General features: G+C 70.7%; 25 protein-coding genes and 1 pseudogene. 3 read left to right on the forward strand and 23 right to left on the reverse strand.

The window, feature by feature from the left end:
- Positions 1-189: 189 nt before the first annotated feature.
- The 22 genes and pseudogenes from JOF40_RS17295 to JOF40_RS17395 all read right to left on the reverse strand — a co-directional run bounded on the left by JOF40_RS17295 (position 190) and on the right by JOF40_RS17395 (position 21,490).
- Entirely contained in the window at positions 190-990 is an 801-nt protein-coding gene (locus JOF40_RS17295) for a DivIVA domain-containing protein (RefSeq protein WP_129182165.1), read from the reverse strand.
- Positions 991-1,088: 98 nt separating this feature from the next.
- Positions 1,089-1,379 (reverse strand): YggT family protein, encoded by a 291-nt coding sequence (locus tag JOF40_RS17300; RefSeq protein ID WP_129182167.1) that lies wholly within the window; start codon positions 1,377-1,379, stop codon positions 1,089-1,091.
- Between the two features lie 5 nt (positions 1,380-1,384).
- Complete coding sequence (locus JOF40_RS17305; protein ID WP_129182169.1) at positions 1,385-1,891, reverse strand: cell division protein SepF; 507 nt, start codon at positions 1,889-1,891, stop codon at positions 1,385-1,387.
- A gap of 39 nt (positions 1,892-1,930) precedes the next feature.
- Positions 1,931-2,635 (reverse strand): YggS family pyridoxal phosphate-dependent enzyme, encoded by a 705-nt coding sequence (locus JOF40_RS17310; protein ID WP_129182171.1) that lies wholly within the window; start codon positions 2,633-2,635, stop codon positions 1,931-1,933.
- Positions 2,632-3,351 carry a purine nucleoside phosphorylase YfiH/LACC1 family protein gene (locus JOF40_RS17315; protein WP_129182173.1) on the reverse strand — a complete coding sequence of 240 codons (720 nt, stop codon included), beginning with the start codon at positions 3,349-3,351 and terminating at the stop codon, positions 2,632-2,634. Before JOF40_RS17315 ends, JOF40_RS17310 begins: the two co-directional genes overlap by 4 nt.
- A 248-nt stretch (positions 3,352-3,599) precedes the next feature.
- Positions 3,600-4,541: pseudogene (ftsZ, locus tag JOF40_RS17320) on the reverse strand (cell division protein FtsZ); the annotation flags it as partial.
- 169 nt (positions 4,542-4,710) lie between these two features.
- Complete coding sequence (locus JOF40_RS17325) at positions 4,711-5,436, reverse strand: cell division protein FtsQ/DivIB (RefSeq protein WP_129182177.1); 726 nt, start codon at positions 5,434-5,436, stop codon at positions 4,711-4,713.
- Positions 5,433-6,827 carry a UDP-N-acetylmuramate--L-alanine ligase gene (gene murC / locus JOF40_RS17330; RefSeq protein ID WP_129182179.1) on the reverse strand — a complete coding sequence of 465 codons (1,395 nt, stop codon included), beginning with the start codon at positions 6,825-6,827 and terminating at the stop codon, positions 5,433-5,435. The genes JOF40_RS17325 and murC overlap by 4 nt, the downstream gene beginning before the upstream one ends.
- Positions 6,824-7,909, reverse strand: coding sequence for an undecaprenyldiphospho-muramoylpentapeptide beta-N-acetylglucosaminyltransferase (gene murG / locus JOF40_RS17335; protein ID WP_129182181.1), 1,086 nt, complete (start codon positions 7,907-7,909; stop codon positions 6,824-6,826). Before murG ends, murC begins: the two co-directional genes overlap by 4 nt.
- 3 nt (positions 7,910-7,912) lie before the next feature.
- A complete protein-coding gene (gene ftsW, locus JOF40_RS17340; RefSeq protein WP_245343155.1) occupies positions 7,913-9,124 on the reverse strand; it encodes a putative lipid II flippase FtsW in 1,212 nt (403 codons plus the stop codon).
- Positions 9,125-9,159: 35 nt separating this feature from the next.
- The gene (gene murD, locus JOF40_RS17345; RefSeq protein ID WP_129182185.1) at positions 9,160-10,644 is read right to left on the reverse strand and encodes a UDP-N-acetylmuramoyl-L-alanine--D-glutamate ligase; all 1,485 of its coding nucleotides are present in this window, start codon (positions 10,642-10,644) and stop codon (positions 9,160-9,162) included.
- Positions 10,645-10,723: 79 nt separating this feature from the next.
- The gene (mraY, locus tag JOF40_RS17350) at positions 10,724-11,812 is read right to left on the reverse strand and encodes a phospho-N-acetylmuramoyl-pentapeptide-transferase (protein WP_129182187.1); all 1,089 of its coding nucleotides are present in this window, start codon (positions 11,810-11,812) and stop codon (positions 10,724-10,726) included.
- 72 nt (positions 11,813-11,884) lie between these two features.
- On the reverse strand, positions 11,885-13,231 hold the full coding sequence (locus tag JOF40_RS17355) for a UDP-N-acetylmuramoyl-tripeptide--D-alanyl-D-alanine ligase (RefSeq protein ID WP_129182189.1): 1,347 nt from the start codon (positions 13,229-13,231) through the stop codon (positions 11,885-11,887).
- The gene (locus JOF40_RS17360; RefSeq protein WP_246152838.1) at positions 13,228-14,721 is read right to left on the reverse strand and encodes a UDP-N-acetylmuramoyl-L-alanyl-D-glutamate--2,6-diaminopimelate ligase; all 1,494 of its coding nucleotides are present in this window, start codon (positions 14,719-14,721) and stop codon (positions 13,228-13,230) included. Before JOF40_RS17360 ends, JOF40_RS17355 begins: the two co-directional genes overlap by 4 nt.
- Positions 14,722-14,809: 88 nt before the next feature.
- Complete coding sequence (locus JOF40_RS17365) at positions 14,810-16,027, reverse strand: endonuclease/exonuclease/phosphatase family protein (RefSeq protein ID WP_129182191.1); 1,218 nt, start codon at positions 16,025-16,027, stop codon at positions 14,810-14,812.
- Positions 16,028-16,236: 209 nt separating this feature from the next.
- A complete protein-coding gene (locus tag JOF40_RS17370) occupies positions 16,237-17,985 on the reverse strand; it encodes a peptidoglycan D,D-transpeptidase FtsI family protein (RefSeq protein ID WP_129182193.1) in 1,749 nt (582 codons plus the stop codon).
- Positions 17,982-18,407: a cell division protein FtsL gene (ftsL, locus tag JOF40_RS17375; RefSeq protein ID WP_129182195.1), complete on the reverse strand. Its 426-nt coding sequence runs from the start codon at positions 18,405-18,407 to the stop codon at positions 17,982-17,984. Before ftsL ends, JOF40_RS17370 begins: the two co-directional genes overlap by 4 nt.
- A 13-nt stretch (positions 18,408-18,420) precedes the next feature.
- Positions 18,421-19,383 (reverse strand): 16S rRNA (cytosine(1402)-N(4))-methyltransferase RsmH, encoded by a 963-nt coding sequence (rsmH, locus tag JOF40_RS17380; protein ID WP_246152837.1) that lies wholly within the window; start codon positions 19,381-19,383, stop codon positions 18,421-18,423.
- Positions 19,380-19,508: a hypothetical protein gene (locus tag JOF40_RS20055; protein ID WP_281064708.1), complete on the reverse strand. Its 129-nt coding sequence runs from the start codon at positions 19,506-19,508 to the stop codon at positions 19,380-19,382. The genes rsmH and JOF40_RS20055 overlap by 4 nt, the downstream gene beginning before the upstream one ends.
- A gap of 143 nt (positions 19,509-19,651) precedes the next feature.
- Positions 19,652-20,101 carry a division/cell wall cluster transcriptional repressor MraZ gene (gene mraZ, locus JOF40_RS17385; protein WP_129182199.1) on the reverse strand — a complete coding sequence of 150 codons (450 nt, stop codon included), beginning with the start codon at positions 20,099-20,101 and terminating at the stop codon, positions 19,652-19,654.
- Between the two features lie 236 nt (positions 20,102-20,337).
- Positions 20,338-20,733 (reverse strand): SCO2097 family morphological protein, encoded by a 396-nt coding sequence (locus tag JOF40_RS17390; RefSeq protein WP_188111784.1) that lies wholly within the window; start codon positions 20,731-20,733, stop codon positions 20,338-20,340.
- Complete coding sequence (locus tag JOF40_RS17395) at positions 20,720-21,490, reverse strand: class I SAM-dependent methyltransferase (protein WP_129182203.1); 771 nt, start codon at positions 21,488-21,490, stop codon at positions 20,720-20,722. Before JOF40_RS17395 ends, JOF40_RS17390 begins: the two co-directional genes overlap by 14 nt.
- Before the next feature lie 69 nt (positions 21,491-21,559).
- On the opposite strand from JOF40_RS17395, the gene JOF40_RS17400 reads away from it, so the two are divergent.
- A complete protein-coding gene (locus tag JOF40_RS17400; RefSeq protein WP_129182205.1) occupies positions 21,560-22,816 on the forward strand; it encodes a phytoene desaturase family protein in 1,257 nt (418 codons plus the stop codon).
- A 17-nt stretch (positions 22,817-22,833) separates the two neighbouring features.
- On the opposite strand, the gene metF is transcribed toward JOF40_RS17400, so the two are convergent.
- Positions 22,834-23,727, reverse strand: coding sequence for a methylenetetrahydrofolate reductase [NAD(P)H] (gene metF / locus JOF40_RS17405; protein WP_129182207.1), 894 nt, complete (start codon positions 23,725-23,727; stop codon positions 22,834-22,836).
- 23 nt (positions 23,728-23,750) lie between these two features.
- Here metF and JOF40_RS17410 point away from each other — a divergent pair, with 23 nt between their 5' ends.
- Together JOF40_RS17410 and pknB are read left to right on the forward strand one after the other, a co-directional pair.
- Positions 23,751-24,794 carry a polyprenyl synthetase family protein gene (locus JOF40_RS17410; protein ID WP_246152836.1) on the forward strand — a complete coding sequence of 348 codons (1,044 nt, stop codon included), beginning with the start codon at positions 23,751-23,753 and terminating at the stop codon, positions 24,792-24,794.
- Between the two features lie 136 nt (positions 24,795-24,930).
- Positions 24,931-26,970 carry a Stk1 family PASTA domain-containing Ser/Thr kinase gene (gene pknB / locus JOF40_RS17415; RefSeq protein WP_246152835.1) on the forward strand — a complete coding sequence of 680 codons (2,040 nt, stop codon included), beginning with the start codon at positions 24,931-24,933 and terminating at the stop codon, positions 26,968-26,970.
- The last annotated feature ends 14 nt before the right edge of the window (positions 26,971-26,984 follow it).

Below are 26,984 nucleotides of genomic sequence, written 5' to 3' on the forward strand. Positions count from 1 at the left end.
GACCGATATCGCTGCGTTTCGGTAGCCCTGACACCGCATACGCAGCAACATCGGTCCCCCACCGTCCCGGGGCGACCGATGTCGCTGCGTTTCGGTAGCACCGGCACCGCAAACGCAGCAAGATCGGTCCCCCGCAACACGAACGGCCCGCCTCCGAGGAGGCGGGCCGTTCGGGTGAAGCAGGTGTGGCTAGAGGTTCTCGTCGTCGCCGAGCAGCGAGCGGAGACGGCGCGGGGCCGCGTCTGCCGGTGCCTGGACGGGCGTCGATGCCGTCGTGCTCTCGTTGGCCGCGAGCTGGTCCAGCTGGCTCTGGAAGTAGTTCTTGAGCCGTGCGCGGTACTCACGCTCGTAGGCCCGCAGGTGCTCGACCTCGCGCTGGATCTCGTACCGATCGCGCTCGATCGTCGCGACAGCAGCGGTGCGACGCTCGTTGGTCTCCTCGTCGAGCTTCTGCGCGCGGATGCGGGCATCGGTCTCGAGCCGGTCGGCCTTGCCACGCGCCTCGTTGGTGATGCGCTCAGCCTTGGCACGAGCCTCTCCGACCATGCGGTCGGCCTCTTCCTTGGCCGCGTCCATGAGCTGGTCGGCGTTGGTGGAGGCGATCTCGAGCAGACGCGCAGCGGCGGACGAGGCATCGCCCATCGACGGACGCGGGGCCGCGACGGGCGCAGGAGCCGCGGCGACCGGCACGGGGGCCGGCTCGGGCTCGGGCGCCGGCGTCGGCTCGACCTTGACCGGCTCCTGCACGGCAGGGGTCGGCGCGGCCTGGGCGGCGGGGGCGGGTGACGAGAGAGCCGGGATGAGACCGGTCGGCTCGCCGGTCGATGCGGCAGCTACCTTGGCGCGAAGTTCTTCGTTCTCGACCGTCAGACGCTCGAGCTCGGCCTCGACCTCGTCGAGGAACTGGTCAACTTCGCCCATGTCATAGCCCTCGCGAAGACGGACTGGCGTAAAACGCTTGTTACGCACGTCCTCTGGCGTCAGTGGCATGAGTGCACCTCGGGTTTCGGGGTAGTCGTGGGACTCGGAGTATCCACCGTACTCGGTGGTCGATCACTTCTGCCACAGGCGTACCGAGATCGGTCGACCTACAGCAGCACGTTCCGGTTGATGGCCTGCAGGATGTAGATGCCGATGATCAGGACCATCGGCGAGAGGTCGAGCATCACCGAGCCGAGTCGCAGCGGCGGGATGACCCGACGCACGGCGCGCAGTGGCGGATCGGTCACGGAGTACAGGCCCTCGCAGAGGACGGCGACGAGGCCCCGTGGACGCCAGTTGCGTGCCAGCATCTGCACCCAGTCGAGGACGAACCGGGCGATCAGGAGCAGGAACGCGATCCACAGGACCAGGTCGATGACTTGGCCCACAGTTTGCATGTCGCTCAGTTCTGGTTGAAGAATCCGCCGGCAGCGATGCGCTGCTTGTCCTCGTCGGTGACCGAGATGTTCTCGGGCGACAACAGGAAGACCTTGGCGGTGACGCGGTTGATCGATCCGTGCACCGCGAACACGAGCCCTGCGGCGAAGTCGACGAGCCGCTTGGCGTCGTCGTCATCGATCTCGGACAGGTTCATGATGACAGGCACCCCCGAACGGTAGTGCTCGCCGACGGTGCGGGCGTCGTTGTAGGTCAGCGGGGTGACCGTCTCGATGCGAGCCAGGTCGGACGCCGTGGAGGCGCGTCGCTCGGGGCGCTCGGCACGCTCGGGACGGCGGCGCTCATCGATGCTGGACACCGCGGACGGGCGCACGACGGGGGCAGGTGCCTGACGGCTCACGACCTGTCGCTGGGGAGCCTCGTCGGGCTCGAGCTCGTCGAACTCGTCGTCGAAGTCGGCCTGTTCGACCAGGCCGAGGTACTCGCCGACCTTACGCATTGCGCCAGCCATGGTTACTCCGTTGTCCGAGGCGGTGTTGACATCTTGAGATTACCCGTTGGAAGGGCGCTCGCCGAGCACCGAACGCCCGATCCGCAGGTGTGTCGCGCCGGCGATCACCGCGGCCTCCAGGTCGCCGCTCATGCCGGCCGACACGATCGTCGCGTCGGGGTGGTCCCGGCGCAGGTCGATCGAGAGGCGGACGAGGTGGTCGAAGTGCGGGGCGGGGTCGTCGCCGAGCGGCGCGACGGTCATGAGACCACCGAGCACGAGCCCAGGTGCCTGCGCGATCGCGTCGGCCACGATGCCGACATCGGCCGGAACGACGCCCGCGCGGCCCGGGTTGGTGGCGTCGAAGTCGACCTGCACGAGGCACGTCAACGAGCGGTCGGCAGCCTCGGCACCGCGAGACAGCGAGTTGACCAGCTTGACCCGGTCGACACTGTGCACCATGTCGGCGTAGCGCGCGACGGCACCGGCCTTGTTGGTCTGAAGACCGCCCAGGAAGTGCCACTGCATCGCGGCCCCGACGGCGTCGGCCTTGTCACCGGCCTCGGGGTGGCGGTTCTCGCCCACGTCGACGACCCCGAGCTCGGCGAGGATCTCGACGTCGGATGCCGGGTAGGTCTTGGTCACGACGACGAGCGTGATCTCGTCGCGCGAGCGTCCGGCCGCGTCGCACGCCTCGACGATGCGCCGCTCGGTGTCGGCCAGGTTGGCTGCCAGCTCGGCTCGCCGGTCGAGGACGCCGCTCATCGGACCACCGCCACGGCACCGAAGCGCCCTGAGCGCTGCCCCTGACGACGGTACGAGAACCAGCGCTCGTGCTCGATCGTGCACTCGTCGGCCCCCAGGTCGACGGTCTCGACGCCGGCGGACGCGAGCTGGGCCAGCACACCGGCCCCCACGTCGACCGCGGGAGTGCCCCACGACGTCGTGGATCGGGCCGCGGGGACGACGTCGGCGACCGCGTCGGCGAGACCGGCGGGCAGCTCGTAGCAGCGCCCGCAGGCGCGGGGCCCGACCCAGGCGTGGATGGTGGTGGCACCGCGCCGGCGCAGGGCGTCGACGGCGGCGGGGACGACACCCCGCACGAGCCCCTCACGGCCGCTGTGCACCACGCCGGCCAGCGACTCGCCAGGTGCAGCCAGGACGACGGGCGTGCAGTCGGCGACCCGCACCATGACCGCGACGCCCGGGACGCTCGTGAGCAGGGCGTCGGCGACCGGGACGTCGTCGTCAGCCACCGCCTCGGCCCACACCACGTCGCGTCCGTGCACCTGCGTCATGCGCACCAGGCGGTCGGCCGCGACGGCCTCGCCGACCGCTGCGATGTTGCGCTCGACGACCGACGGGTCGTCGCCGTTGGACGTCCCGAGGTTGAGCGAGCCCCACGGCCCCTCACTGGCACCGCCGAGACGATCCGTGAACGCGAACGCGACCGGTCCGTCCGTGCCCTCGTACCAGATCACTCGGTTCGTCGCGCCGGTCAGCGCAGGAAGTCGGGCACGTCGAGGTCGTCGCCGTAGTCGGCCGGCATCGGCTCGGGCGGCACGGTCTTGTTGCCAGCACCGTCACGCGGCGGCAGCGGGCGTGCGTCGAGGTACGGGTCGGGCGGCAGGTAGCTCTCGGCGGTGGGCGGAGCGACCGGTGCGACGGGCGGGTCGGCCGGGGTCTCGCGCAGCAGCGCGGGCTTGGTCGCGTCGCGCAGCATCGGCTCTCCCCCGTCGAAGCCGGCGGCGATGACCGTCACGCGCACCTCGTCGCCGAGTGCGTCGTCGATCACGGCACCGAAGATGATGTTGGCGTCGGGGTGCACCGCGTCGGCGACCAGGCCGGCGGCCTCGTTGATCTCGAACAGACCGAGGTCGGAGCCACCCGCGATCGACAGCAGCACGCCGCGCGCGCCCTCGATGGACGCCTCGAGGAGCGGGCTGGACACTGCGCTCTCGGCCGCCACAGCGGCGCGGTGCTCACCGCGCGCCGAGCCGATGCCCATGAGGGCCGATCCGGCGTCGGACATGACCGACTTGACGTCGGCGAAGTCGAGGTTGATCAGGCCCGGTGTCGTGATGAGGTCGGTGATGCCCGAGACGCCCTGGTGCAGCACCTGGTCGGCCTGACGGAACGAGTCGAGCAGGCTGACGTTGGGATCGCTGATCGAGAGCAGCCGGTCGTTGGGGATCACGATGAGGGTGTCGACCTCGTCGCGCAACGCCTGGATGCCGGCATCGGCTTGGCCCGAGCGGTTGCGACCCTCGAACTTGAACGGCCGGGTCACGACACCGATCGTCAGTGCGCCGAGCGACCGCGCGATGCGGGCCACGACGGGGGCTCCGCCGGTGCCGGTGCCGCCGCCCTCGCCTGCCGTCACGAACACCATGTCGGCACCCTTGATGGCAGCCTCGATCTCCTCGGCGTGGTCCTCCGCGGCCTGCTTGCCGATCTCGGGGTTGGCCCCGGCACCGAGGCCACGGGTGGAGTCGCGGCCGACGTCGAGCTTGACGTCGGCGTCGCTCATGAGCAGCGCCTGCGCGTCGGTGTTGATCGCGATGAACTCGACACCCTTGAGTCCGACCTCGATCATCCGGTTGACGGCGTTGACGCCGCCACCTCCGATGCCGACGACCTTGATCACGGCGAGGTAGTTCTGGACCGCCATCGTGTGTCCCTTCCGAGGATCTTGCACTGCGTGGACGAGTCTCGTTGACGAGCTCGTGAATGAAGTCTTGAACTGTAACCCTGAGGTGAAGAGTTATAGTTATGTCAACCTGCGACCTATCCAGAACGGTACGCGGGCGCGCACCGCCAGTCGGGACGACACGCCGCGCCTACGGCGTCGTGGTGGGCTGGTCGGGCGCGCTGACGTCGTAGCGCGTCGCCTCGATCCGCAGCAACGCCTCGAGCACCTGCAGCTTGCGTCGGCCGTCGGCGCTGCTCCCCCACACGACGGTGCGGCCCTTGGTGAGCCTCAGCTCGATCGAGTCCTTCGTCGCGGCGGTGACCGACTCGATCTCCCGGCGCAGCGCGGCGTCGCGCTCCCCGATCTCGACGACGACCGCGGCGAGGGCCTCCGACGTCTGCAGGCGGTCGCGTGCGTCGGGGATGTCGATTGCCGCCTCCAGGAGGCCGTCGGGAGGCGACGCGTACGACCTGTAGGCGATGCCGTTGCGGTCGATGCCGCGCACCTGCCCGTTGAGCCGTGCCCACATGACCGCCTTGCGCTCGACCACGGTGATCGACAGCGTGTGCGGCCACGATCGCGACACCTCGACCGTGTCGACGCGGTTGAGGGCCGAGACACGGCCCTCGATCGCGTCGACGTCGACCCGCGCCAACGGGCGTCCCTTCGGCACCTGGGCGGCCCGCAGCACCTGCGACTCCTTGAGGGTCGTGCGGCCGGCGACCTCGACGTCGCGCACCGTCAGGACGCTCGAGAACCACACGAGCCACACGAGACCGCCCACCGCAGCCACCGCCAGCACGCCCAGTGCGATGCGCAGCCAGCGGCGGCGCTTCTCCGAGCGGCTCCGCTCGAAGAAGCGGTCAGCCGTCATCGCAGCGCCTCGAGCACCGCCGGGCCGACCGTCGTGATGTCACCCGCCCCCAGGGTCAGCAGGAGATCGCCGGCACGCAGCTCGGGCAGCAGGACGTCTGCCAGCCCCGACACCGGCCCGCCGAGCGTAGCGACGGGGCCGTCGACCGCGTCGACGACCAGCGCGGAGGTGACCGACGGATCTGCCTCCTCGCGCGCGAGGTAGATGTCGGCGACCACGACCAGGTCGGCCGCCGAGAGGGCACGACCCATGTCGGCGCCGTAGACACGGGTGCGGCTCACGAGGTGCGGCTGGTAGACCACGACGAGACGGTCGCTGCCGGCGACGGCCCGTGCGGCCGCGAGGTCGGCGCTGATCTCGGTGGGGTGGTGCGCGTAGGAGTCGTAGACGCGCACGCCACCGGCCTCCCCCAGCGCCTGCATGCGCCGGTTGGCTCCCGTGTAGGCGCCGAGACCGGCGATCAGCAGGTCGATGTTGTGGTCGAGCAGGATGCCCGTGCCCAGCGCGAGGAGGGCGTCGAGCGCGTAGTGCGCGCCCGGCACCGCGAGCGTGACCGGGCCGAGATCGACGCCTCGCAGGGACGCCGTGAACGTCGTGGTCGTGCCCTCGACCCGCAGGTGGCTGCCGATCAGGTCGGCGTCGTCGGCGAAGCCCGCCGTCATGACCTCGAGCCCAGCGGAGCGCGCGGCGACGGCCAGGGCCTGGGTGCCGGGATCGTCGGCACTCAGCACGACGAAGCGCCCGATGTGGCCGATGAACTCCTCGAAGGCCGCGGCATAGGCCTCGACCGTGCCGTAGTTGTCGAGGTGGTCGGCGTCGACGTTGGTGACGACGGCCCCCTCGGGCTCGTAGACCAGGAAGGCACCGTCGCTCTCGTCGGCCTCGGCCACCAGCAGGTCACCCGAGCCCAGCCGGGCGTTCGCACCCAGGCTCGCGACCTCGGCACCGATCGCGAACGACGGCTCGGCACCGGCGGCGATCAGCGCGCACGTCAGCATCGCGGTCGTCGTCGTCTTGCCGTGCGTGCCGGCGACGGCGATCGTGCGGCGGCCGTCCATGACCGAGCGCAGGCCCGCCGACCGCGGCCACAGGCGCAGTCCTCGGCGCTGGGCCTCGACGACCTCGGGGTTGTCGTCACGCACTGCGGTCGACGCGATGACGGTGTCGACGCCGTCGAGGTGCGCCGCGTCGTGACCGACGAAGCACGTGATGCCCTCGGCACGCAGCGCCGTGACCACCGCCGAGTCGAAGGCGTCGCTGCCGCTGACGACGACGCCCTGCTGCGCCATCAGGCGGGCGATCGCCGACAGGCCCGCTCCCCCGATGCCGATGAAGTGCACGTGGCCCAGCTCGCTGACCGGCGGGACGTGCGCCGGCACCTCGATCTTCACGACGTGCTCCCGGTCGACGCGACGTCGAGGATGATCGCCGCGAGCTTCTCGTCGGCGTCGCGGGCCACGATGCCCGACGCGGCAGCCGACATCGCCGCGAGGCGTCCCTCGTGCGACACCAGCGGGATCACGACGTTGTCGATCCAGGCGGGGGTCAGGGCCGCGTCGTCGATCAGCAGCGCTCCCCCGGCCCGCACGACCGGGTGGGCGTTGTGCGCCTGCTCGCCGTTGCCGATCGGCAGCGGCACGAACGCGGCCGGCAGGCCCACCGCGGCGACCTCGGTGACGGTGTTGGCGCCCGCACGGCAGACGATCAGGTCGGCCGCGGCGTAGGCGAGGTCGATGCGGTCGATGAAGGGCACCACGACGTACGGAGGGTCGCCGGGACGCGGGTTGAGCGTGACCTCGTCGGGCCGTCCGGCGGCGTGGAGCACCTGCACGCCGGCATCGGCCAGGTCGCGGGCCGCCGCCGACACCGCGTGGTTGATGCGTCGGGCACCCTGCGATCCGCCCGTGACCAGCAGGGTCGGCCGGTCGGCGTCGAGCCCGAAGAACGCCCTGGCCTCGGCGCGGAGCGCCGCCCGGTCGAGCCGGGAGATCTCCCGGCGGATCGGCAGTCCGATCAGCTGGGCGTGGCGCAGGTCGGTGTCGGGGAAGCTCGTCGCGACGTGCCGGGTGAAGCGGGCTCCCAGCTTGTTGGCGATGCCGGGCACGGCGTTGCCCTCGTGGACGACCAGCGGGATGCCGCGTCGCCGCGCGACCAGGTAGGCCGGCACCGACACGTAGCCACCGAAGCCGACGATGACGTCGGGGCGCACGCGGTCGACGACCTCACCCGTCGCCCGCACCGCGGCACGCAACCTGGCCGGGACCTGCACCATGGCCTTGCCGGGACGCCGCGGCAGCGGCACCGGCGGCACGAGCTCGAGCGGGTAGCCGGCCTGCGGCACCAGCGTCACCTCGAGCCCGCGGGGCGTGCCGAGGCAGGTGATCTCGACCCCGGCATCGGCCAGGACAGCGGCGGTCGCGAGCAGGGGTGATGTGTGGCCGGCGGTTCCTCCACCGGCGAGCAGGACGCGCACGCGTCATCGCCTCCCTGCGACGCGCACGCGGGCGGGAGCCGGGGCAGCCGCGCGCTTGCGGCTGGTGCGACCCGCGGCCAGTGCACGCTTGGCACCCGGCTCGGTCGTCGCGAAGTTGAGCAGGACGCCGAGCGACACCAGCGTGACCAGCAGGCTCGACCCGCCGTACGAGATCAGGGGCAGCGGGATGCCGATGACGGGCAGCATCCCGAGCACCATGCCGATGTTGATGACGGCCTGGATCAGCAGCCAGATCGTGATGCCGGCGGCGCCGTAGCGGACGAACGGGTCGCGGGTACGCATCGCGATGCGGATGCCGGCGAAGCCCAGCACGATGAACAGGGCCAGCACGACGAGCGTGCCGAGCAGGCCGAGCTCCTCGCCGATGACCGCGAGGATGAAGTCGGTGTGCGCCTCGGGCAGCGAGCCCCACTTCTGCCTGCTGCCACCCAGGCCCACGCCCCAGAAGCCGCCGCGGGCCAGCGCCATCATGCCGTGGATGGCCTGGAAGCCGGCGCTGTCGGGATCGGCCTGCGGGTTGGTGAAGTTGAGCATGCGCGCGACGCGGTGGGGCGAGTTGGCGACCGCGACGACGAGGCCGACGAACAGCACCGCCAGGATGCCGCCCATGTGACGCCGCGGGAGGCCCGCGATCCAGAGCATCCCGACGATGACCGCGAAGATCACGACAGCGGTGCCGAGGTCGTGCTGCAGGACGACGAGCATCGCGACGGAACCGGCCACGGGGACCATCGGCGTCAGGACGTAGCGCGGCGTGCCGAGGTACTTCTGCCGCCGTGCGTAGAGATCGGCGATCCACAGCACGAGAGCCAGCTTGGCGAACTCCGACGGCTGCAGCTGGAAGCCGCCGAACAGCGGGAGCCAGTTGCGGTTGCCGTTGACCGTGATGCCGACCCCGGGGATGAAGGTGGCACCGATGAGCGCGACCGAGACCAGGAGGGCCGGCCGGATCAGCCGGCGCATGAGCGGCAGCGGCATGCGGGACGCGATGACCGCGCCCGTCACGCCGATCACCGCGAAGATCAGCTGGCGGATGACGATCGAGAACGAGCTGCCGTAGTTGACCAGGGCGAAGATCGAGCTGGCACTGAGCACCATGACCAGTCCGATGCCGAGCAGCAGCGCCGAGGTGCCGAGCACCAGCTGGTAGGACGCCAGCGGACGCTCGAGCGTCCGGCGTACCGCCTCGCTCATGCTCCGCATGTGATCGTCCTCTGCGTCGGGGAAGGTCAGGACCTGTCGCGCAACCGGTGCACCGCCGCGGCGAAGCTGTCGCCCCGGGCGGAGTAGTTGCGGAACTGGTCCATGGACGCGCATCCCGGGGCCAGCAGCACGGTGTCACCCTCACGGGCGAGCGATGCCGCGACCTCGACGACGCGATCCATGGGATCAGTCTCGCCGGTGTCGACCTCCACGACCGGCACATCAGGCGCGTGTCGCCTCAGCGCGTCGGCGACGACGTCGCGGTCGGCACCGATCAGCACGACGGCGCGCAGCCGGTCGCGCGCAGCGGCCACGAGATCGTCGAACGTCGCCCCCTTGGCGAGACCTCCGGCGACCCACACGACGTTCTCGAAGGCCTGCAGCGAGGCCTGCGCGGCATGGGCGTTGGTGGCCTTGGAGTCGTCGACCCACCGCACACCGCCGATGTCGGCGACGTCGGCGATGCGGTGCGCGTCGGGAGTGAAGCCACGGAGGCCGTCGCGGACGGCTCGCGGATCGACGCCGTGCGCTCGGGCGAGCGCCGCGGCGGCCAGCGCGTTGGCGACGACGTGGGGGGCGGGCACGCGGTCGGCGTCGCCTCCGGCTGCGACCCGGGCGGTCAGACCGATGTCGTGGACGCTGCCGAGCTCGGCGGCGTTCGAGATGCGTCCAGCGATGTACGCGCGGTCGGCGATCGCGTCGTCGACCAGGCCGATCATGCCGGCGGCCGGCACCCCGAGGGTGAAGCCGATCGCCCGGCACCCCTCGACGACGTCGGCCTCCTCGACCATGTGCTCGGTGACGGGGTCCTGCACGTTGTAGACGCACGCGACCCGGGTGCGCGCGTAGATGCGGGCCTTGTCGGCGGTGTAGGCGTCGAGACCGCCGTGCCAGTCGATGTGATCGGGTGCCAGGTTGAGCACGGCGCTGGCCTGCGCGGAGATCGACTGGCTCCAGTGCAGCTGGTAGCTCGAGAGCTCGACCGCGAGCACGTCGAACGGCTCGGGGTTCATGACGGCCTCGAGCACCGGGGTGCCGACGTTGCCGACGGCCAGCGCGTTGAGCCCCTGCGCCCGCAGGATCGACTCGAGCATCTGCACCGTCGTGGTCTTGCCGTTGGTGCCGGTGACGGTGAGCCACGGCGCGGCGTCCTCGCCCCGCAGTCGCCAGGCCAGCTCGACCTCGCCCCACACGGGGACGGCGCGGGCGGCGGCCTCGGCCAGCAGCGGGGTCGTGGGCGACCAGCCGGGCGACGTCACGAACAGGTCGACGCCCTCGGGGAACGTCGCGGTCGAGCCGGGTCCGATGCGCACGTCGACGCCGAGGATCTCGAGCAGCGTCGCCTTCTCGCGCAACGCCTCGTCGTCGCCGTCATCGAGCACGACGACGTCGGCACCGAGGTGCTGCAGCGTGTCGGCCGCGGCGAATCCGCTGACCCCCAGGCCCCCGACGGCCGCGCGAACGCCCTCCCAGGACGACTCGCGTCCCAGGGTGGAGATGTCGATCGTCATGCGCCAGCCGTCCTGAGAAGGGCACGGTAGGACGACCGGCGCACGAACACGTGCACATGATTCACTCGCTCGCGCTCGCTCATGCGCCGGTGACCCACTCGCTGTAGAAGATGCCCAGGCCCGTCGCGACGCACAGGCCGCTGATGATCCAGAACCGCACCACGATCGTGATCTCGGCCCACCCCAGCAGCTCGAAGTGATGTTGCAGGGGTGCCATGCGGAAGATGCGCTTGCCGCCGGAGATCTTGAACCAGCCGACCTGCAGGATCACCGACATCGTGATCGCCACGAACAGTCCGCCGATGATGACCAGGAGCAGCTCGGTGCGCGTCATGAGCGCGAAGCCGGCCATCGCGCCGCCGAGCGAGAGCGAGCCCGTGTCACCCATGAAGATCTTGGCGGGCGAGGCGTTCCACCACAGGAATCCGAAGCAGGCACCCGTCAACGCCGAGGCGACGACAGCGAGGTCGAGCGGGTCGCGCACCTCGTAGCACTTCATGCCGGGGTTGAACGAGCAGTTCTGGCCGCTCTGCCAGATGTTGATGAAGACGTAGGCGCCGAACACCATCATCGCCGCGCCGGTCGCGAGGCCGTCGAGCCCGTCGGTCAGGTTGACACCGTTGCTGGTGCCCGCCACGAGCAGCAGCACCCACACGACCAGCAGGGCGGTCGGCAGCTTCCAGCCGTCGATGTCGCGGGTGAACGAGATGGCGTGCGTGATCGGGGTGCGGCCCGTGTCGTCCTCCCAGCCGATCGCGAGCCACGCGAACACCAGGCCGATGACGGTCTGGCCGATCAGCTTGGCCTTGCTGCGGAGCCCGAGGTTGCGCTGCTTGGACACCTTGATGAAGTCGTCGAGGAAGCCGATCGCGCCGAGACCCACGAACAGGAACAGCAGCAGCAGGGCCGATGCGCTGGGTGCCCAGCCGGGCTCGAAGTCGGTCGAGATGCCGGTCACCAGCTTGGCCGAGAAGTAGCCGACGAGGACCGCCACGATGATGACGAGGCCGCCCATCGTGGGGGTGCCGCGCTTGGTGTGGTGGGACGTCGGTCCGTCGTCGCGGATCAGCTGGCCGTAGTTCTGCTTGACCAGCACCGAGATCGCGAACCGCGTGCCGATCAGGGTGACCAACAACGACAGCGCTCCTGCGATCAGGATGGCCTTCATCGCGTCGTGGTCCTCTCGGGGGGCTCGGGTCGGTGTGCGTCGGGTCGGCGTCGAATGCGCCTCAGTATGGTCTCAGGCCTCGAGCAGCGCCTCGGCGACGCGCTCCAGCCGGACGCCTCTCGATGCTTTCACAAGCACGACGTCGTCCCCGGTCAGGCTCGCGGGGAGTGTGCGGCTTGCCACACCGACGTCGTCGACGACCTCGGCGATCGCACCGGCACCGTCGGCGATGGCTCGGGCGTCCTGGCCGACGACGACGACCCGCGCGTAGCCCAGCTCGGCCGCCAGCTCACCGACGTGCCGGTGCGCGGCCTCGGACTCGGCACCCAGCTCGAGCATCGCGCCCAGCACCGCGACCCCCCTGCCGTGCGCGATCGCGGCCACGGCGCGCAGCGCAGCCTCGACCGACTCGGGGTTGGCGTTGTAGGCGTCGTTGACGACGACCAGCCCGTCGGCGCGCACGTGCCGCTCCATCCGCATGGGCGTCACGACTCCCGCGCCGGCGAGTCGCTCGACGACCGTCGGCAGGTCGACGTTGAGGGCGAGCGCGACGGAGGCCGCGGCGGCGGCGTTCATGGCGTGGTAGGCGCCGATCAGCGGGACGTGCGCCGGCACCTGACGGCGGTCGTGACCGAGCACGAACCGGGGCGTTCCGTCGGCGTCGAGGGCGACGTCGCTCACCTCGACGTCGCCCTGCAGGCCGAACGTCATGACGGACGCCTGCGTGCGGCTCGCCATCGCCGCGACGCGGGGGTCGTCGGCGTTGAGGACGACGACCCCGTCGGGGGCGACCGCCTCGGCGAGCTCGCCCTTGGCGACGGCGATGGCGTCGGCGGAGCCGAACTCCCCCACGTGCGCGTGCCCGACGTTGAGGACCACGCCGATCTCGGGCGGGGCAATGTCGCACAGCGCGCGGATGTCGCCGATGGCCCGAGCACCCATCTCGACGACGAGGTAGCGGGTGAGCTCGTCGACGCGCAGCACCGTCAGCGGCACGCCGAGCTCGTTGTTGAGGTTGCCGCGGGTCGCGACGGTGGCCCCCTCGGGCTCGAGGAGGCGCGCGATGAGGTCCTTGACGCTGGTCTTGCCGCTCGAGCCGGTCAGTGCGACGACGTGGACGTCCTCGCGCACGTCGAGCACGTGTCGCGCCAGCCGGCCGAGCGCGCGCGTCACGTCGAGCACGACGATGCCGGGCAGGTCGGTGCTCCGCGAGCCCAGCACTGCCGCAGCCCCGTTGCCGATCGCCTGGGCCGCGAAGTCGTGACCGTCGACGTGGTCGCCGGCGATGGCCACGAACAGGCCGCCGGCCTCGACGGCCCGGGAGTCGAGCGTCGCGGGAGCGTCGACGACGATCGTGGGGTCGCCGACGACGACGCCGTCGGTGACGACCGCGATCTCGGCCAGCGTCAGCGGGATCACGAGGTGGCCCCGATCAGCTCGACCAGCACCTCGCGGTCGTCGAACGGGTGCACGACGCCGTCGACGTCCTGTCCACGCTCGTGTCCCTTGCCCGCGACCACGACCGTGTCGCCCAGGTGCGCCATCGCGACGGCGTGGGCGATGGCCTCCCGGCGGTCGCCGATCTCGACGACGACGCCCGGGCCCGCGGCGGCACCCTCGATGACGGCGGCCCGGATCGCTCCGGGTCGCTCCGATCGCGGGTTGTCGTCGGTGACGATGACGACGTCGGCATGACGCGCCGCGGCCTCGCCCATCAGCGGCCGCTTGCCGTGGTCACGGTCGCCGCCGGCGCCGATCACGACGATGAGCCGTCCGGCGGTGACGGGTCGCAGCGCGGAGAGCACCGCCGTCACGGCGTCGGGCTTGTGGGCGTAGTCGACGATCGCCGTGAACGGCTGGCCCGCGTCGACGCGCTCCATGCGTCCCGGCACGCCCGTGCTGGCGGCGATGCCGGCCGCCAGGGACGCCGGGTCGTGTCCGGCCGCCGCGAGACCGGCGATGACGGCCAGCGCGTTGGAGACGTTGAAGACGCCCGGCAGCGGCACGGACAGGTCGATCGCGAGGCCGTCGGGGCCGAGCACCTCCAGATCGGTGCCGAGACGGTGCGGCCGGATGTTGGCGGCGCGCCAGTCGGCAGCGTTGCCGTCGGTCGAGAACGTCGTGACCGGGAGCGGGGTGAGCTGCTGCAGGCGCCTGCCGTGGGCGTCGTCGACGTTGATGACGGCGTGGCGGGCGCGGTCTGCGGTGAACAGCGCGGCCTTGGCCAGGAAGTACTCCTCGAGGTCGTGGTGGAAGTCGAGGTGGTCGCGGCCGAGGTTGAGGAACACGGCAACGTCGAACGTGAAGCCGTCGACCCGTCCCTGCACGAGGGCGTGGCTCGATACCTCCATGGCGCAGAGCTCGACCTGCTCCTCGCGCATGACGGCGAACAGCGCCTGCAGCTGGGGAGCTTCCGGCGTGGTCAGCGTCGAGGCCGCCGGCACCTTGCCGATCCGGGTGCCGATCGTGCCGACGACCGCCGAGACCTTGTCGCCCAGAGCAGCCTCGGCCAGGTAGGTCGTGGTCGTCTTGCCCTGCGTGCCGGTGACGCCCAGGGTCGTGAGCGACTCGGCCGGGTGCCCGTAGAACGCGGCGCTGAGACCGGCCAGGCGGTGGCGGGGCTCGTCGACCACGACGGTCGGCAGTCGTCCGTCGACCAGCGCGGCCCCGGCCTCGTCGGTCAGGACGGCGACGGCACCGCGATCGGCTGCGTCGCCCACGAACGACGCCCCGTGCGTCCGGATGCCCGGCAGAGCGGCGTACAGGTCGCCCGGCTGGACGTGCGCGGTGTTGAGCGAGATGCCCGTGACGACGACGTCGTCTGCGGCTGTCGCACCGACCAGGTCGGCGAGCTCTGCCAGCTGCCACCGAGGGGTCTGCCGGGGTCGCACCCGCATCGCATCCGTCACCCAGCAACCCTACCGACCCCGACCCGCTGGACGTGGTCACCGGTGAAACGTGTTCCACGCGGACACCGCGCGCCCCGCCGCACAGCCGTCAGGGCAGCCAGATCGTGGCGCGCACCGGGTGGTGGTCCGAGGCAAGGGGGCGAACGTTCTTGCCGCGACGCAACGGAGCGACGACCTCCCAGCCGGACACGCCGAGCGAAGCGGGAACGAGGATGCGGTCGATGTGGTCGCCGTATCGAAGCTCACGTCGCGGACGTGCCGCGAAACCGTTCGAGCTACTGACCCACGCCTTCGTGTGGGACACCGATTGTTGATAGGCGTCGACGTAGCCCGCCCGGCGGAACACGCGACCGACACCGTCGCCGCGACGCGCCCGGCTCGAGTTGAAGTCGCCCGAGTAGAGCACCGGCCCCTCGGCGCGTGTGCCGGGCATGAGCGCGAGCAGTCTCGCCGCTTCCCGCTTCCGCTGACGGTCGGCCGCGAGCGACCGTCCAGCCGTGAAGTGCGTCGACACCACGGTGAACCTCTTGCCCGTACCGAGGAGCTCGAACGTGGTCCAGCCTGCGGTCGTCGCCGGCCCAGGCACCACCGTCCCCCACGGGAGCTGGATCGAGGCGACACGCCCTGCCGGACTGACCGTCGCCATCCGGTAGAGGACCATCTCGTTCTGGGTGTCATGGGCCAGCCGGTAGCCCTGACGACGGAGAGCGCCGAGCAGCTTGGTGTCACGCCCACGACGGGTCGTCTCCTGCAGCGCGACGACGTCGGCCCCGGAGTCCAGGATGCGCCGCACGACTGCCGGCCGGCGGCCGGCCCAGCCCTCGCACACGTGACCACAGATGTTGAACGTGACCACGGTGACGGGAGTCGCTCCGGCTGCCGGAACCACTGAGGGCGTGGAGTGGCAGTACACACCCGAACGCCCGGACCGGTTGGCGCGAGCGACCTGGAAGCAGTACTCGGTGCCGGGTCGTAGACCCGTCACGGCGAGGCGCGACGTCGCCGGTCGCGTCCGCTGCGCCTGCGTCGCGCGACGCACCTCAGAGGGAGTTCGTCCGTGCACGACGCGGTAGCGGCCGGCCTCGCCGGCGGCGGGCCAGTCGAGAGTCATGGATGTCGGTGATGCGGCGACTACCCATGGGACACCGACGGCCCCAGATGCGACCGCTGATGCCGGCAGCGACGCGGTCGCCGCGGCTCCGATGACAGCCAGAACCACGAGCTTCGATGTCAGACGCATGAACAGCACAGTAGACACCAGGTCGATGCCACGCTCGTGATCCGTGACGCCCGACATCCCGGCCATGCCCCACGAAGGGCGGGGTCCAGACGACCACCTGTCGAGGTGTCATCTCCGAGAAACCCCGCGACCCACCGCGACTCGAGCGCAGCGAGACAGGACCCACCCCAAGTCCGAGCGAGCGCAGCGAGCGAAGGACAGGCGGCCGGATCCGAGCGCAGCGAGGAGCCGGATGAGTGCGAGGAACGAGCACGGGCCGGCGAAGCCGGCACCGCCTACCAGGTCTGCTCGACCTTGGGGCTCTTCGATCCGCTGGGCGCGACGCCGAACCGCTCGAGCGCCATCGACATGATGTCGTGGAACACGGGTGCCGCGGTCGAGCCGCCACCGGCGTTGCTGTACGGCTTGTCGAGCACGATGTAGGTCAGGAAGCGCGGGTTGTCGGCCGGGGCGAACCCCATGAACGAGACGGTGTTCTGGCCGCGGATGTAGCGGCCCGTGGCGGGATCGACGCGCCAGGCGGTGCCGGTCTTGCCGGCGACACGATAGCCCTCGATCTGGGCGGCGGGCGCAGTTCCGTCGTCGGCCGTGACGGCCTCCATCATGCGGGTGACGGTCGCGGCGGCGTCCTTGGAGACGACGCGGCGGCCGGGCGTCGACGCGACGGGGCTCTCCTTGCCGTCGTGGTCGATCGTGCTGCTGACGACGGTCGGCTCGCACATCGTGCCGGCGTTGGCGATGGCACCGACGGCGCGCATCATCTGCATCGCGGTGACCGAGATTCCCTGGCCGAACGAGATCGTCGCGTGGTTGGCCTTGGTCCACGACTTGCCGTCCGTCAGGATGCCGTTCGACTCGCCGGGCAGGTCGACGCCCGACTTCTGGCCGAAGCCGAACTTGCTGAAGTAGTCGTACATCGTCTGGTCGCTCATCTGCTGCGAGGCGACGATCGTGCCGAGGTTGGACGACAGCGCGATGACGCCGGCCGCCGTGAGCTTGATGTTGCCGTGCTCCCAGTAGTCGCCGATGCGGAACTTGTCGATCGTCAGGCTCGACGGCACCGAGATGGGGGTGTCTGCGGCGATCTTGCCCTGGTCGGCGAGAGCAGCCATCGTGACGGTCTTCATGACGCTGCCGGGCTCGTAGACGTTCTGCACCGCGCGCGAGACGGTGTTGGAGTCGTCCATGCCGGTGCGGGTGTCGGCGTCGAAGGTCGGGGCCTGCGACATCTGCACGATCTGGCAGGTCTTGACGTCCATCGTGATCGCGAGACCCCAGTCGGAGCTCGACGAGCGCACCGCGTCGGTGAGTCGCTGGTCGGCGTACCACTGCAGGTCGCGGTCGATCGTGGTCTTGACGTCCTCGCCCGGCACCATCTTGGTGATGCGGCTGTCGGCCATCGGGATGCGCTGTCCCGTCGGGGAGACCTCGTAGGTGCTCGAGCCGTCGGTACCGGTCAGGGTCTTGTCGTACTGCTGCTCGAGGCCCGCGACGCCCTTGCCGGCGCCGTTGACGTAGCCGAGCAGGTTGGCCGCGAGCGAGCCGCCCGGGTAGGTGCGGATGTTGCCCTTCTGGGCGAAGACGCCGGTGAGCTTGGCGTCCGACAACGCGTCGAGCGCCTTGTCGGCCGTCCACTTGGGCACGTCGCGCACGAGGTAGACGAAGCGCGAGTCGGGCGTCCGCAGCTTGTCGATCGTGTCGAAGTAGTCGACATCGTCACCGAGCTTCTCGCGCAGGATGCGTGCGATCTGCGGAGCGTTCTCGGCCGTCATGCTGGGATCGGCCGTGATCGTGAGCCCCGCGACGCTGGTGGCGAGCTGCGCCCCGTTGCGGTCGAGGATGTTGCCGCGCGGTGCCGGCTCGGTCTTGGGCTGCGTGCCGGCGGCGATCGAGGCCGCGGCATAAGCGCTGGAGTCGATGCCCTGGATCTGGAACAGCCGAGCCCCGAAGACGCCGAACACGACGAACACGAAGATCGTGCACAGCCGCAGCCGGCGACGGGTCAGGATCACGCGTTCTGTCATCGGGTCACGCTCCTGATGTTGCTGCCGCGCTCGGCCGCCTGGGGCTTGCCGAGCAGCTTGCCGTCCGACAGGCGGAGGAAGGCCGGGTTGGCGGGGGGCACCATGCCGATCGCGATCGCGCGGCTCGCCACGTTCGCGGGGCTCTGCAGCCGGTCGACCTCGCGGGCGATGGACTGCTGACGTGTCTCGAGGGCTGCCGCCTCACGGTCGAGGCGCGCCGACTCGAACGACTGGGCCTGCAGCACCGTGCTCATCAGCACCAGGCCGACGAGCCCCGCTCCGAGGACGCTCATGACGACCACGACGAAGGGTGCCTTGCGAGCCCGGCTCCGCACGGGGCGGACGAGTCGAAGACCCGCCGCCTTGGCCTCGTCGAGGGTTCTGGGTGCGGGAGAGAGCGCCCGCGCGACCATCGAGCTCATGCCGCCACCTGTGTCATGCCGCTGTCCTCTCGACCACGCGGAGTCGGACTGACCGCGCCCGGGGGTTCTCATCGACCTCGTCATCGGTCGCCATCTCGGCACCACGCGTCACGAGGGCGAACTTGGCCTCGTGGCCTGCCGGGACGAACGGCATGTCGCGCGGCACGTCGGTCGTGGTGACCTCGGCGAAGGCGCGCTTGGTGATGCGGTCCTCGAGCGAGTGGTACGCCAGCACCGCGACGCGGCCGCCTGGCGCCAGCACCTCCAGCGAAGCCGGCAGCGCCCGCCGGTAGACACCGAGCTCGTCGTTGACCTCGATGCGCAGCGCCTGGAACGTCCGCTTGGCGGGGTTGCCTCCCGTGCGACGTGCGGCCTGCGGGATCGAGTCGCGGATCAGGTCGACCAGACGAGCGCTGGTCGTGAAGGGCTCCTCGGCACGGGCCGCCACCACGTTGTCGGCGATCCGCTTGGCGAACTTCTCCTCGCCGTACTCGCGCAGGACCCGTGACAGATCGCGCGCGCTGTAGGTGTTGAGGATGTCGGCGGCCGTGAGCTCGTCGTCGCCGTTCATCCGCATGTCGAGCGGCGCGTCCTGCGCATAGGCGAAGCCGCGGTCGGCGAGGTCGAGCTGCATCGACGACACCCCGAGATCGAACAGCACGCCCGACACGGTCGGGAACCCCGCGTCGCGGACGACGTCGGCGATCTCGTCGTACACCGCGTGGGCGAACGTCACTCGACCCTCGTACGGCGCCAGACGCGCACCGGCCCGGGCCAGCGCCTCGGGATCGCGATCGATGCCGATGACGTGGACGTCCGGGAAGCGCTGCAGCATCGCCTCGGTGTGACCGCCGAGACCCAGCGTCGCATCGACGACGACGGGACGCTCAGCGGTGAGCGAGGGAGCGAGCACGTCGAGCACGCGCTCCAGCAGGACGGGGACGTGGCTCGCGTCGGAACCCGTCGACGAGGTCACAGGCGACCCAGGCCGATCGAGATCAGCACCGCGAGGACGACCGACGAGCCCAGCGAAAAGGCCATCAGACGCACGCCGTCGGCGAGCTCGTGCCGCACGCGGCGGTGATCGGTGCTGGTCGTCATGTCCCTCCCCCTGTCGTCCATGTGGTTCGCGTGTGTGTGGTCTGTGTGCCCGGTGTTCCATGTGGCCAGATCCACGACCGCTGGGTCTGACACCGGGGAAGTGATGTCAGAACCATGCGGGCGCAGATCTCGCCGCACGGAGGTCAGAAGATCCCGGGCATCACTTCTTCCGACATGTCCGCGAACGGACCCTGCTGCGAGGCCTCGAACTCGGCCCATCGGCCCGAGTCCCAGATCTCGATCCGGTCCATGGCTCCGACGACCGTGCACTCCTTGTCGAGCTGCGCCCAGGTGCGGAGCACGGCCGGCACGGAGATGCGGCCCTGCTTGTCGGGCACCTCGGACGACGCGCCGGAGAAGAACATGCGGCTGAAGTTGCGGGCCGCCTGGTTGGTGAAGGGCGTGTTGCGGATGCGATCGGTGAACTCGTTGAACGCCTCGGTCGTCCACCCGTAGATGCAGTTCTCCTGACCGCGGGTGAGGACGATGCCCGTCTCGAGCCGCGGACGGAACTTGGCCGGCAGGAACAGGCGTCCCTTGTCGTCGAGGCGCGGGGTGTACGTGCCGAAGAAGTTCGAGACATCCGGGTTCACCTCGCTCCTCCTCGTCGACGGCCATGCGCTCCATTTCACACCACTGTACTCCACATTGCCCCACTCAGGCACCTTTCAGGGCCAGTTTTCGGGCATGTCGGCATGAGTCCCCCACGGCGGCAGGACGCGTGAAAGAGCTGCCGTGACAACGAAAAAACCGCCCCCGAGGGGGCGGTTCACGTGGTGGTGGAGTGAAGTGGAGGGATTTGGCCTCGAAGGCCGTCTCCCGTCAGGGGCTAGAGGCCGTCCTCGTCACGGCGACGCTGCCAGCGCTCCTCCATGCGATCGACGAACGATCCCGACGCCTTGGGCTGTCCGCCGCCGCGACCCGACGGGGCTGCCGGCGTCTCGTCACGGTTGCCAATACCGCGCTTCCAGGCCTGGCTGAACAAGAAGGCCGTGCCGACCATCGCGAGGAAGCCGATCACGCCGATCCAGGTCATCTTGGTGACGGCACCGGAGAACATCACCACGAGCCCGGCGACGAAGCCGAGGCCCGACAGCACGGCGACCCGTCGGTTGCGGGCCATGAACTTCGAGCCGCGCAGCGTCGAGGCGAAGTCGGGGTCTTCGGCCGCCAGCGACTGCTCGAGCTGCTGGAGCAGCCTGGCCTCTTCGTCAGAGAGTGGCACTGTTGCCTCCTGGATCGGGTGATGCTGATGTCAAGTCTAGGCGGGCTATCGTGTGCAAGCCAGCGGAAAGACCTGTGAAGTCGGGCGACGTCCTCAGGATCCGCTCGAGGTCGAACAAGGCCTCGCGCGCACCGGGCTCGGTGTCGACGATCGCGCTGGGCACCAGATCGGCGAAGACCCGCAGCCCCTGGCTCTGGATCGACTCGAAGCCGCGCGCCGTCAGCAGCTCGTCGACCTCGTCGCGGACGAACCGGCGCGGACCCATCGACCGGATGTCCCACGCGGCGGCCGTGCGCGCCAGCAGGGTCTGCGCCGTGACGAAGTCTCCGGCCAGGGCCCGTGCGGCGACGGCAGCATGCCGACCCGCGACCACGACGCTGACGTGCCCGCCGGGGCGCAGCGCCGTCGCGACCGCCGAGAGCGCCTGCCCCGGGTCGTCGACGTGCTCGAGGACCCCGTGGCAGACCAACAGGTCGAAGGACGCGGGCGCGACGTGGTCGAGCAGATCGGCCGAGTCGCCCAGCACCCCGGTGACAGGTGCGTCGAGTCCGGCCTCGACCCCGCGACGGTGCAACGACGCGAGGGCGTCGGGACTCGGGTCGACCACCGTGACCCGGTGACCCAGCTGCGCGAGGCGCACCGCATCTCCCCCGGTTCCGCCACCCAGGTCAAGCACGTCGAGCAGTGCTCCACCGCCCGCGATCTGGACCGCGTCGGCGACGGCCTGCCACATCAGCTCGGAGCGCACCGGACCCATGACGGACACTGTAGCCACAGCACCAACGCACCCTGATGGCCGCGCCGTCCGACCCCGTAGTCTGCGCGCATGGCGAACGTCGTGGTGGTCGGTGGCGGCTTCGCCGGACTCTCGGCAGCCGCGCGCCTGGCCAAGCTCCGGCACCGGGTGACCGTCGTCGAGTCCGGTGATCGGCTCGGCGGACGCCTCCACGGACATGTCGTTGACGGCAGCAGTTGGCCCCTCGAGCTCGACACCGTGACGTTGCCGGGTGTGTTCCGCGATCTCTTCCGCAAGTCCGGCCGTCCGATCGACAAGGCGATCGGGTTCGAGAAGACCGTCGGCCGTCGTCATCTCTTCACGGACGGGTCGAGCCTCGACCTGCCACTCGGCAACCGGGGCGACCAGCACGAGGCGATCACGGACGTCTTCGGCGAGGACGAGTGGTCGCCATGGGTCGACCGGTTCGCCGAGCCGTGGAACGTCGTCCGCCTCATGGCGCTCGACGAGGTGTTCGCGGGACGCAAGGACGTCGACCGCTCGGTGCGCAAGATGCTGCGGCCCCGCCGCACGATCGGGTCGATCGACCGCGAGTTCGCCGACGAGCGCCTCGCCAAGGTCGTCCTCGACCCCGTGCGGCTGGCCGGTCACGACCGACGGTCGACGCCGGCCTTCCTGGCGGTCAGCCACTACCTCGAACGGTCGTTCGGACGGTGGCGGTTCGAGGGCGGCCTGCCGGGCCTCGCCGCGGCGCTCGAGCAGCGGCTCGTCGAGCGACGCGTGACCGTCGAGCTGGGCGAGGCCGCCCACGACGTCACCCGCTCGGGCCCCCAGGTCACCGGCGTGGTGACCAATCGCCGCACCCTGCCGGCCGATGTCGTGGTGTGGTGCGCGCCCACGCTGCCGGCCTCGCTGCCACGCCCCCGGATGCTCCCGGTCATCCCGGCGTCACGCACGTTCGTGACGCTCGGCCCGGGCGCGCCCGACATCGCCGACGACACCCTGGTGCACGGCAACCCGCCCGTGCGCCTCTACACCGCGGGCGACTCACGCTGGACGATCGAGCACCACAGCGGCGAGGACCCGCTCGTGGCACTGGCCCGACTCGGTCTCGACCTGCGGGCCCACGTCGAGACGCGGTCGACAATGACACCGGGCGAGCTCGTCACGCGAGGCCACTTCGGCTGGACGTGGAGCACCTGGACCACGGCGTTCGACCTGCCCGGAGTCGCCCCCAGGGGCGGGCTCTACCTCGCCGGGGCACACGCGCACCCGGGCGGCACGCTCGAGGGCATCGGCATGGCGACCTCGGCGATCGCCGCCGACGTCGGCGCGGCGTCGCGCTGACGTCGGTCGCCGCTGCGTCAGACCAGGCCGTCGGCCCGCAGCTGCTCGAAGATCTCGCGCGTCGCCTTCGACCGGTTGAGCGTGATGAAGTGCAGGCCCGGCGCGCCCCCTGCGAGCAGATCGCGGCACAGCTGAGTCGCGAGCTCGATGCCCTTGACCCGGACCGCGGCCTTGTCGTCGGCGATGGGCTCGATCTGAGCCAGCACCTCGGCCGGCATCTCGGCCCCCGACAGCTCGGCCATGCGGGCGACCTGCGCGAAGTTGAGGATCGGCATGATGCCCGGGACGATCGGGATGTCGCTGCCGAGTGCCCGCACGCGCTCGACCAGCCCGAAGTAGTCGGAGGCGCGGAAGAACAGCTGCGTGATGGCGTAGTCAGCGCCCGCACGCGCCTTGGCCACGAGCACCTCGGCGTCGTGGTCGAGGCTCGCCGCATCGGGGTGTCCCTCGGGGAATGCCGCGACGCCGATCTCGAAGCCGCCCAGCTGCCTGGCCAGCTCGACGAGGTCGACGGCGTACGTCATGCCGTCGGGGTGCGGCTCCCACGGGGCCCGCGGTCCGCCCTTGGGATCGCCCCGCAGCGCGAGGACGTTGTCGACGCCGGCGGCGGCGTACTGCTTGAGGACCGACTCGATCTCGCCCCTGGTCTGCGCCACGAGGGTCAGGTGCCCGACAGGACGCATCGCCGTCTGCTCAGCGATGCGCGCCGTGATGCGCACGGTGCGCTCCTGGCTGGTTCCCCCGGCCCCGTACGTCACCGACACGAACGTCGGGTCGAGCGGCTCGAGGTCGGCGATGGTCTGCCACAGCAGGTCCTCGCCGTCGTCGTCCTTGGGCGGGAAGAACTCGAAGGAATAGCTCGGTGCGGGCGCCCGGAGGGCAGCCACGAGGGAGTGGTCATCGAAAGCCATGCCGCAACGGTACCGTTCAGGACGTGACCTCAGGCGCGGTTGACCCCGACTTCAGAGCCCGGATCGATCACACCCTGGTCGAGTTCGTGGAGCGGCAGCGCGGGCTGTTCGCCGCGATGGGACCCGATCTCGACGAGCTCGCCGACGCGGCCGTCTCGTTCGTCGCGGGCGGCAAGCGCCTGCGCCCGCAGTTCTGCTTCGCCGGCTGGCTCGTCGCCGGCGGCCGTGCCGACGACCCGGCGATCGTCCCAGCCGCGGCGGCACTGGAGTGGCTGCAGGGCAGCGCTCTGGTGCACGACGACCTCATGGACGGTTCCGACACGCGTCGCGGCAGGCCGAGCGTCCACCGCGAGTTCGAGGCACGGCACCGTGACGGACGTCGTGAGGGTGACTCCGCCGGGTTCGGCGAGTCGGTCGCAGTCCTGCTGGGCGACCTGATGCTGTCGTGGTGCGACGAGATGTTCCGTGCCAGCGCGCTGCCCACCGTGCCAGCGGCCTTGGCCTTCCTCGACCTGTGCAAGACCGAGGTCGTGGCCGGACAGTTCCTCGACGTCGTCGGCCAGACCCGCGCGACGCTCTCGGTCGCCGAGGCGATGCGGGTCGTGCGCTTCAAGTCGGCCAAGTACACCGTCGAACGTCCCCTCCACATGGGCGCGGCACTGGCCGGGGCGGGCGACGGCCTCATCGCGTCCCTGAGCGACGTGGCCCTCCCCCTCGGCGAGGCCTTCCAGCTGCGCGACGACGTGCTCGGCGTCTTCGGCGACCCGGCCGTCACGGGCAAGCCCGCGGGCGACGACCTCCGCGAGGGCAAGCGCACCGTGCTCGTCGCCCGCACCCACGAGCTCACCGACGATGCCGGCCGTGCCCTCCTGGCCGAGGGGCTCGGCACCGCCGACGCCGTCGCGGCGCTCACCGATCTCATCCGCACCTCGGGGGCGTGGGACGCCGTCGAGGCCGACATCGCGCGTCTCGAGGCCGAGGCCGACGCGGCGATCGACCGCATCGGCGGCACGGCACCGGAGGTGCTCGGCCCCCTGGCCCTGATCGCGACCCGCCGGAGCCGCTGAGCGCCGTCCGCCGGTGCGGGCGAGATCACAGCGGCCGCGCAACACGCATCGATGCTGGTCACGGACCTGTGTGGCAGAGTCATTAGAATGCGTCCAGGGCCTGCCGGGGTCCACTGCGCGACGAGGAAGGGCTGACGTGGCAATCACAGGCGACGACGCTCTCGTCGGCACGGTGCTCAACGAGCGCTACCTCATGGGCGAACGCATTGCCCGTGGCGGCATGGCGAGCGTCTTCAAGGCGACCGACCAGCGGCTCGACCGCGAGGTCGCGATCAAGGTCATGCACCGCGGACTCGGCGACGACCAGCAGTTCACGCAGCGCTTCGTGCGCGAGGCCAAGTCGGCGGCCAAGCTCAACCACCGCAACGTCGTGTCGGTGTTCGACCAGGGCACCGACGGCGAGGTCACGTACCTCGTGATGGAGTACGTGCCCGGCAACACGCTCCGCGACCTGATGCGCGCCGAGGCACCCATGCCCCCCTACCGCGCGCTCGAGCTGCTCGAGCAGGTGCTCATCGCCCTGTCCGCGGCCCACGCCGCGCGCATCATCCACCGGGACGTCAAGCCCGAGAACGTCCTGATCACCCCCGACGGCGACGTCAAGGTCGCCGACTTCGGCCTTGCGCGGGCCGTCAGCGCCGCGACCACCGCGACCGGCGGCACCCTGATCGGCACCGTCTCGTACCTGGCACCCGAAATCGTCACCAACGACGGGGTCGACGCCCGCTCCGACGTCTACGCGTGCGGCGCGATGCTCTACGAGATGCTGACGGGCTTCAAGCCGCACTCCGGCGAGTCGCCGATCCAGGTGGCCTACAAGCACGTCCACGAGGACATCGGCAAGCCGTCCGCCGTGCAGCGCGGCATCCCGCCCTACGTCGACGCACTCGTCGCGCGGGCCACGGTGCGCGACCGCGACCAGCGCTCGACCGACGCACGGGTGCTGCTGCAGCAGGTGCGGTCGGTCCAGCGGGCCCTGGCCGCCGGCCTCGAGGACGATCCCGAGCTCGTGGCCGACCTCCTCCCCGGCGGACGTGTCGACGTCGACGCGCAGGCCCCGACCGTCGCCGTCCCGCGCGCTGCCCTCGGCACCCCGGTCGCATCGCCGGCGTCGGCCTCGGCCGTCACCACGGCGACCGTCGCCGGGCCCGAGCACACGATGCAGTGGAGTGCCGGCGGCCCGACTCCCCCGCCGCCCCCCGCGCCGATCGAGGGCGCGGCCAAGCCGGCCGGCCTCCACCCGCCGATGTCGCGCGAGGAGTACGGCCAGGTCGCCAGCAAGAAGCACTCGCGTCGCGGACGCAACCTGCTCGTCGCCGCGGTCGTCGTGGCCCTGCTCGCCGGGCTGCTGACGTGGTACGTCACCGACCTGCGCTACGACGAGACGCCGTTCCTGGTCAACAACGCCGAGACCGTCGCCAAGGAGAACGCCGAGCAGGCGGGCTTCGACTTCAAGGTCAGCAAGCGATCCTTCTCCGAGACGGTGCTCGCCGGCACGATCATCAGCACCGATCCGGCACCCGGCGAGAAGATCCTGCCCGGCAGCACGATCGACGCCGTCGTCTCCAAGGGTCCCGACCGGGTCTCGATCCCCGAGGGCGATCTCAAGGGCATGACGATCGAGGACGCCACAGCGGCTCTCGAGGCGCAAGACCTCAAGCTGGGCGAGCAGAAGCCCACCTACAGCGAGTCGATCGCCGAGGGCCTGGTCATCCGCGCCGACGGCGTCACCTCCGCCGATCAGCTCAAGCGGGGCGACACCGTCAACGTCCGGGTCAGCCGCGGCCGCCGCCCGATCGACATCCCCAACGTCGAGGGCGATCCGCTCGATGCCGCGCGCAAGGCCCTCGAAGAGGCCGGCTTCACGGTCGACAGCGGCGAGGACTTCAGCGACACCGTGCCGCAGGGCGCGGTCATCTCGCAGTCGCCGGCCGGCGGCCAGGCATTCAAGAACGACCAGATCTCGCTGACCGTGTCGAAGGGTCCCGAAGCCATCCCGATCCCGTCGGTCGTCGGCATGAAGAAGTCCGACGGTCGCGCGACGCTCGAGGCCGCGGGCTTCAAGGTGCGGGCGTTCTCGTTCCCGGGTGCCGGCAACTACGTCATCCAGCGGCAGGTTCCGGGAGCCGGTGACACCGCCAAGCGCGGTGCCACGATCACGATCTCGCCGCTCTGAGACAGGCGTACGAC

This window comes from Aeromicrobium fastidiosum (assembly GCF_017876595.1).
In the GTDB taxonomy this organism is placed as follows: domain Bacteria; phylum Actinomycetota; class Actinomycetes; order Propionibacteriales; family Nocardioidaceae; genus Aeromicrobium; species Aeromicrobium fastidiosum.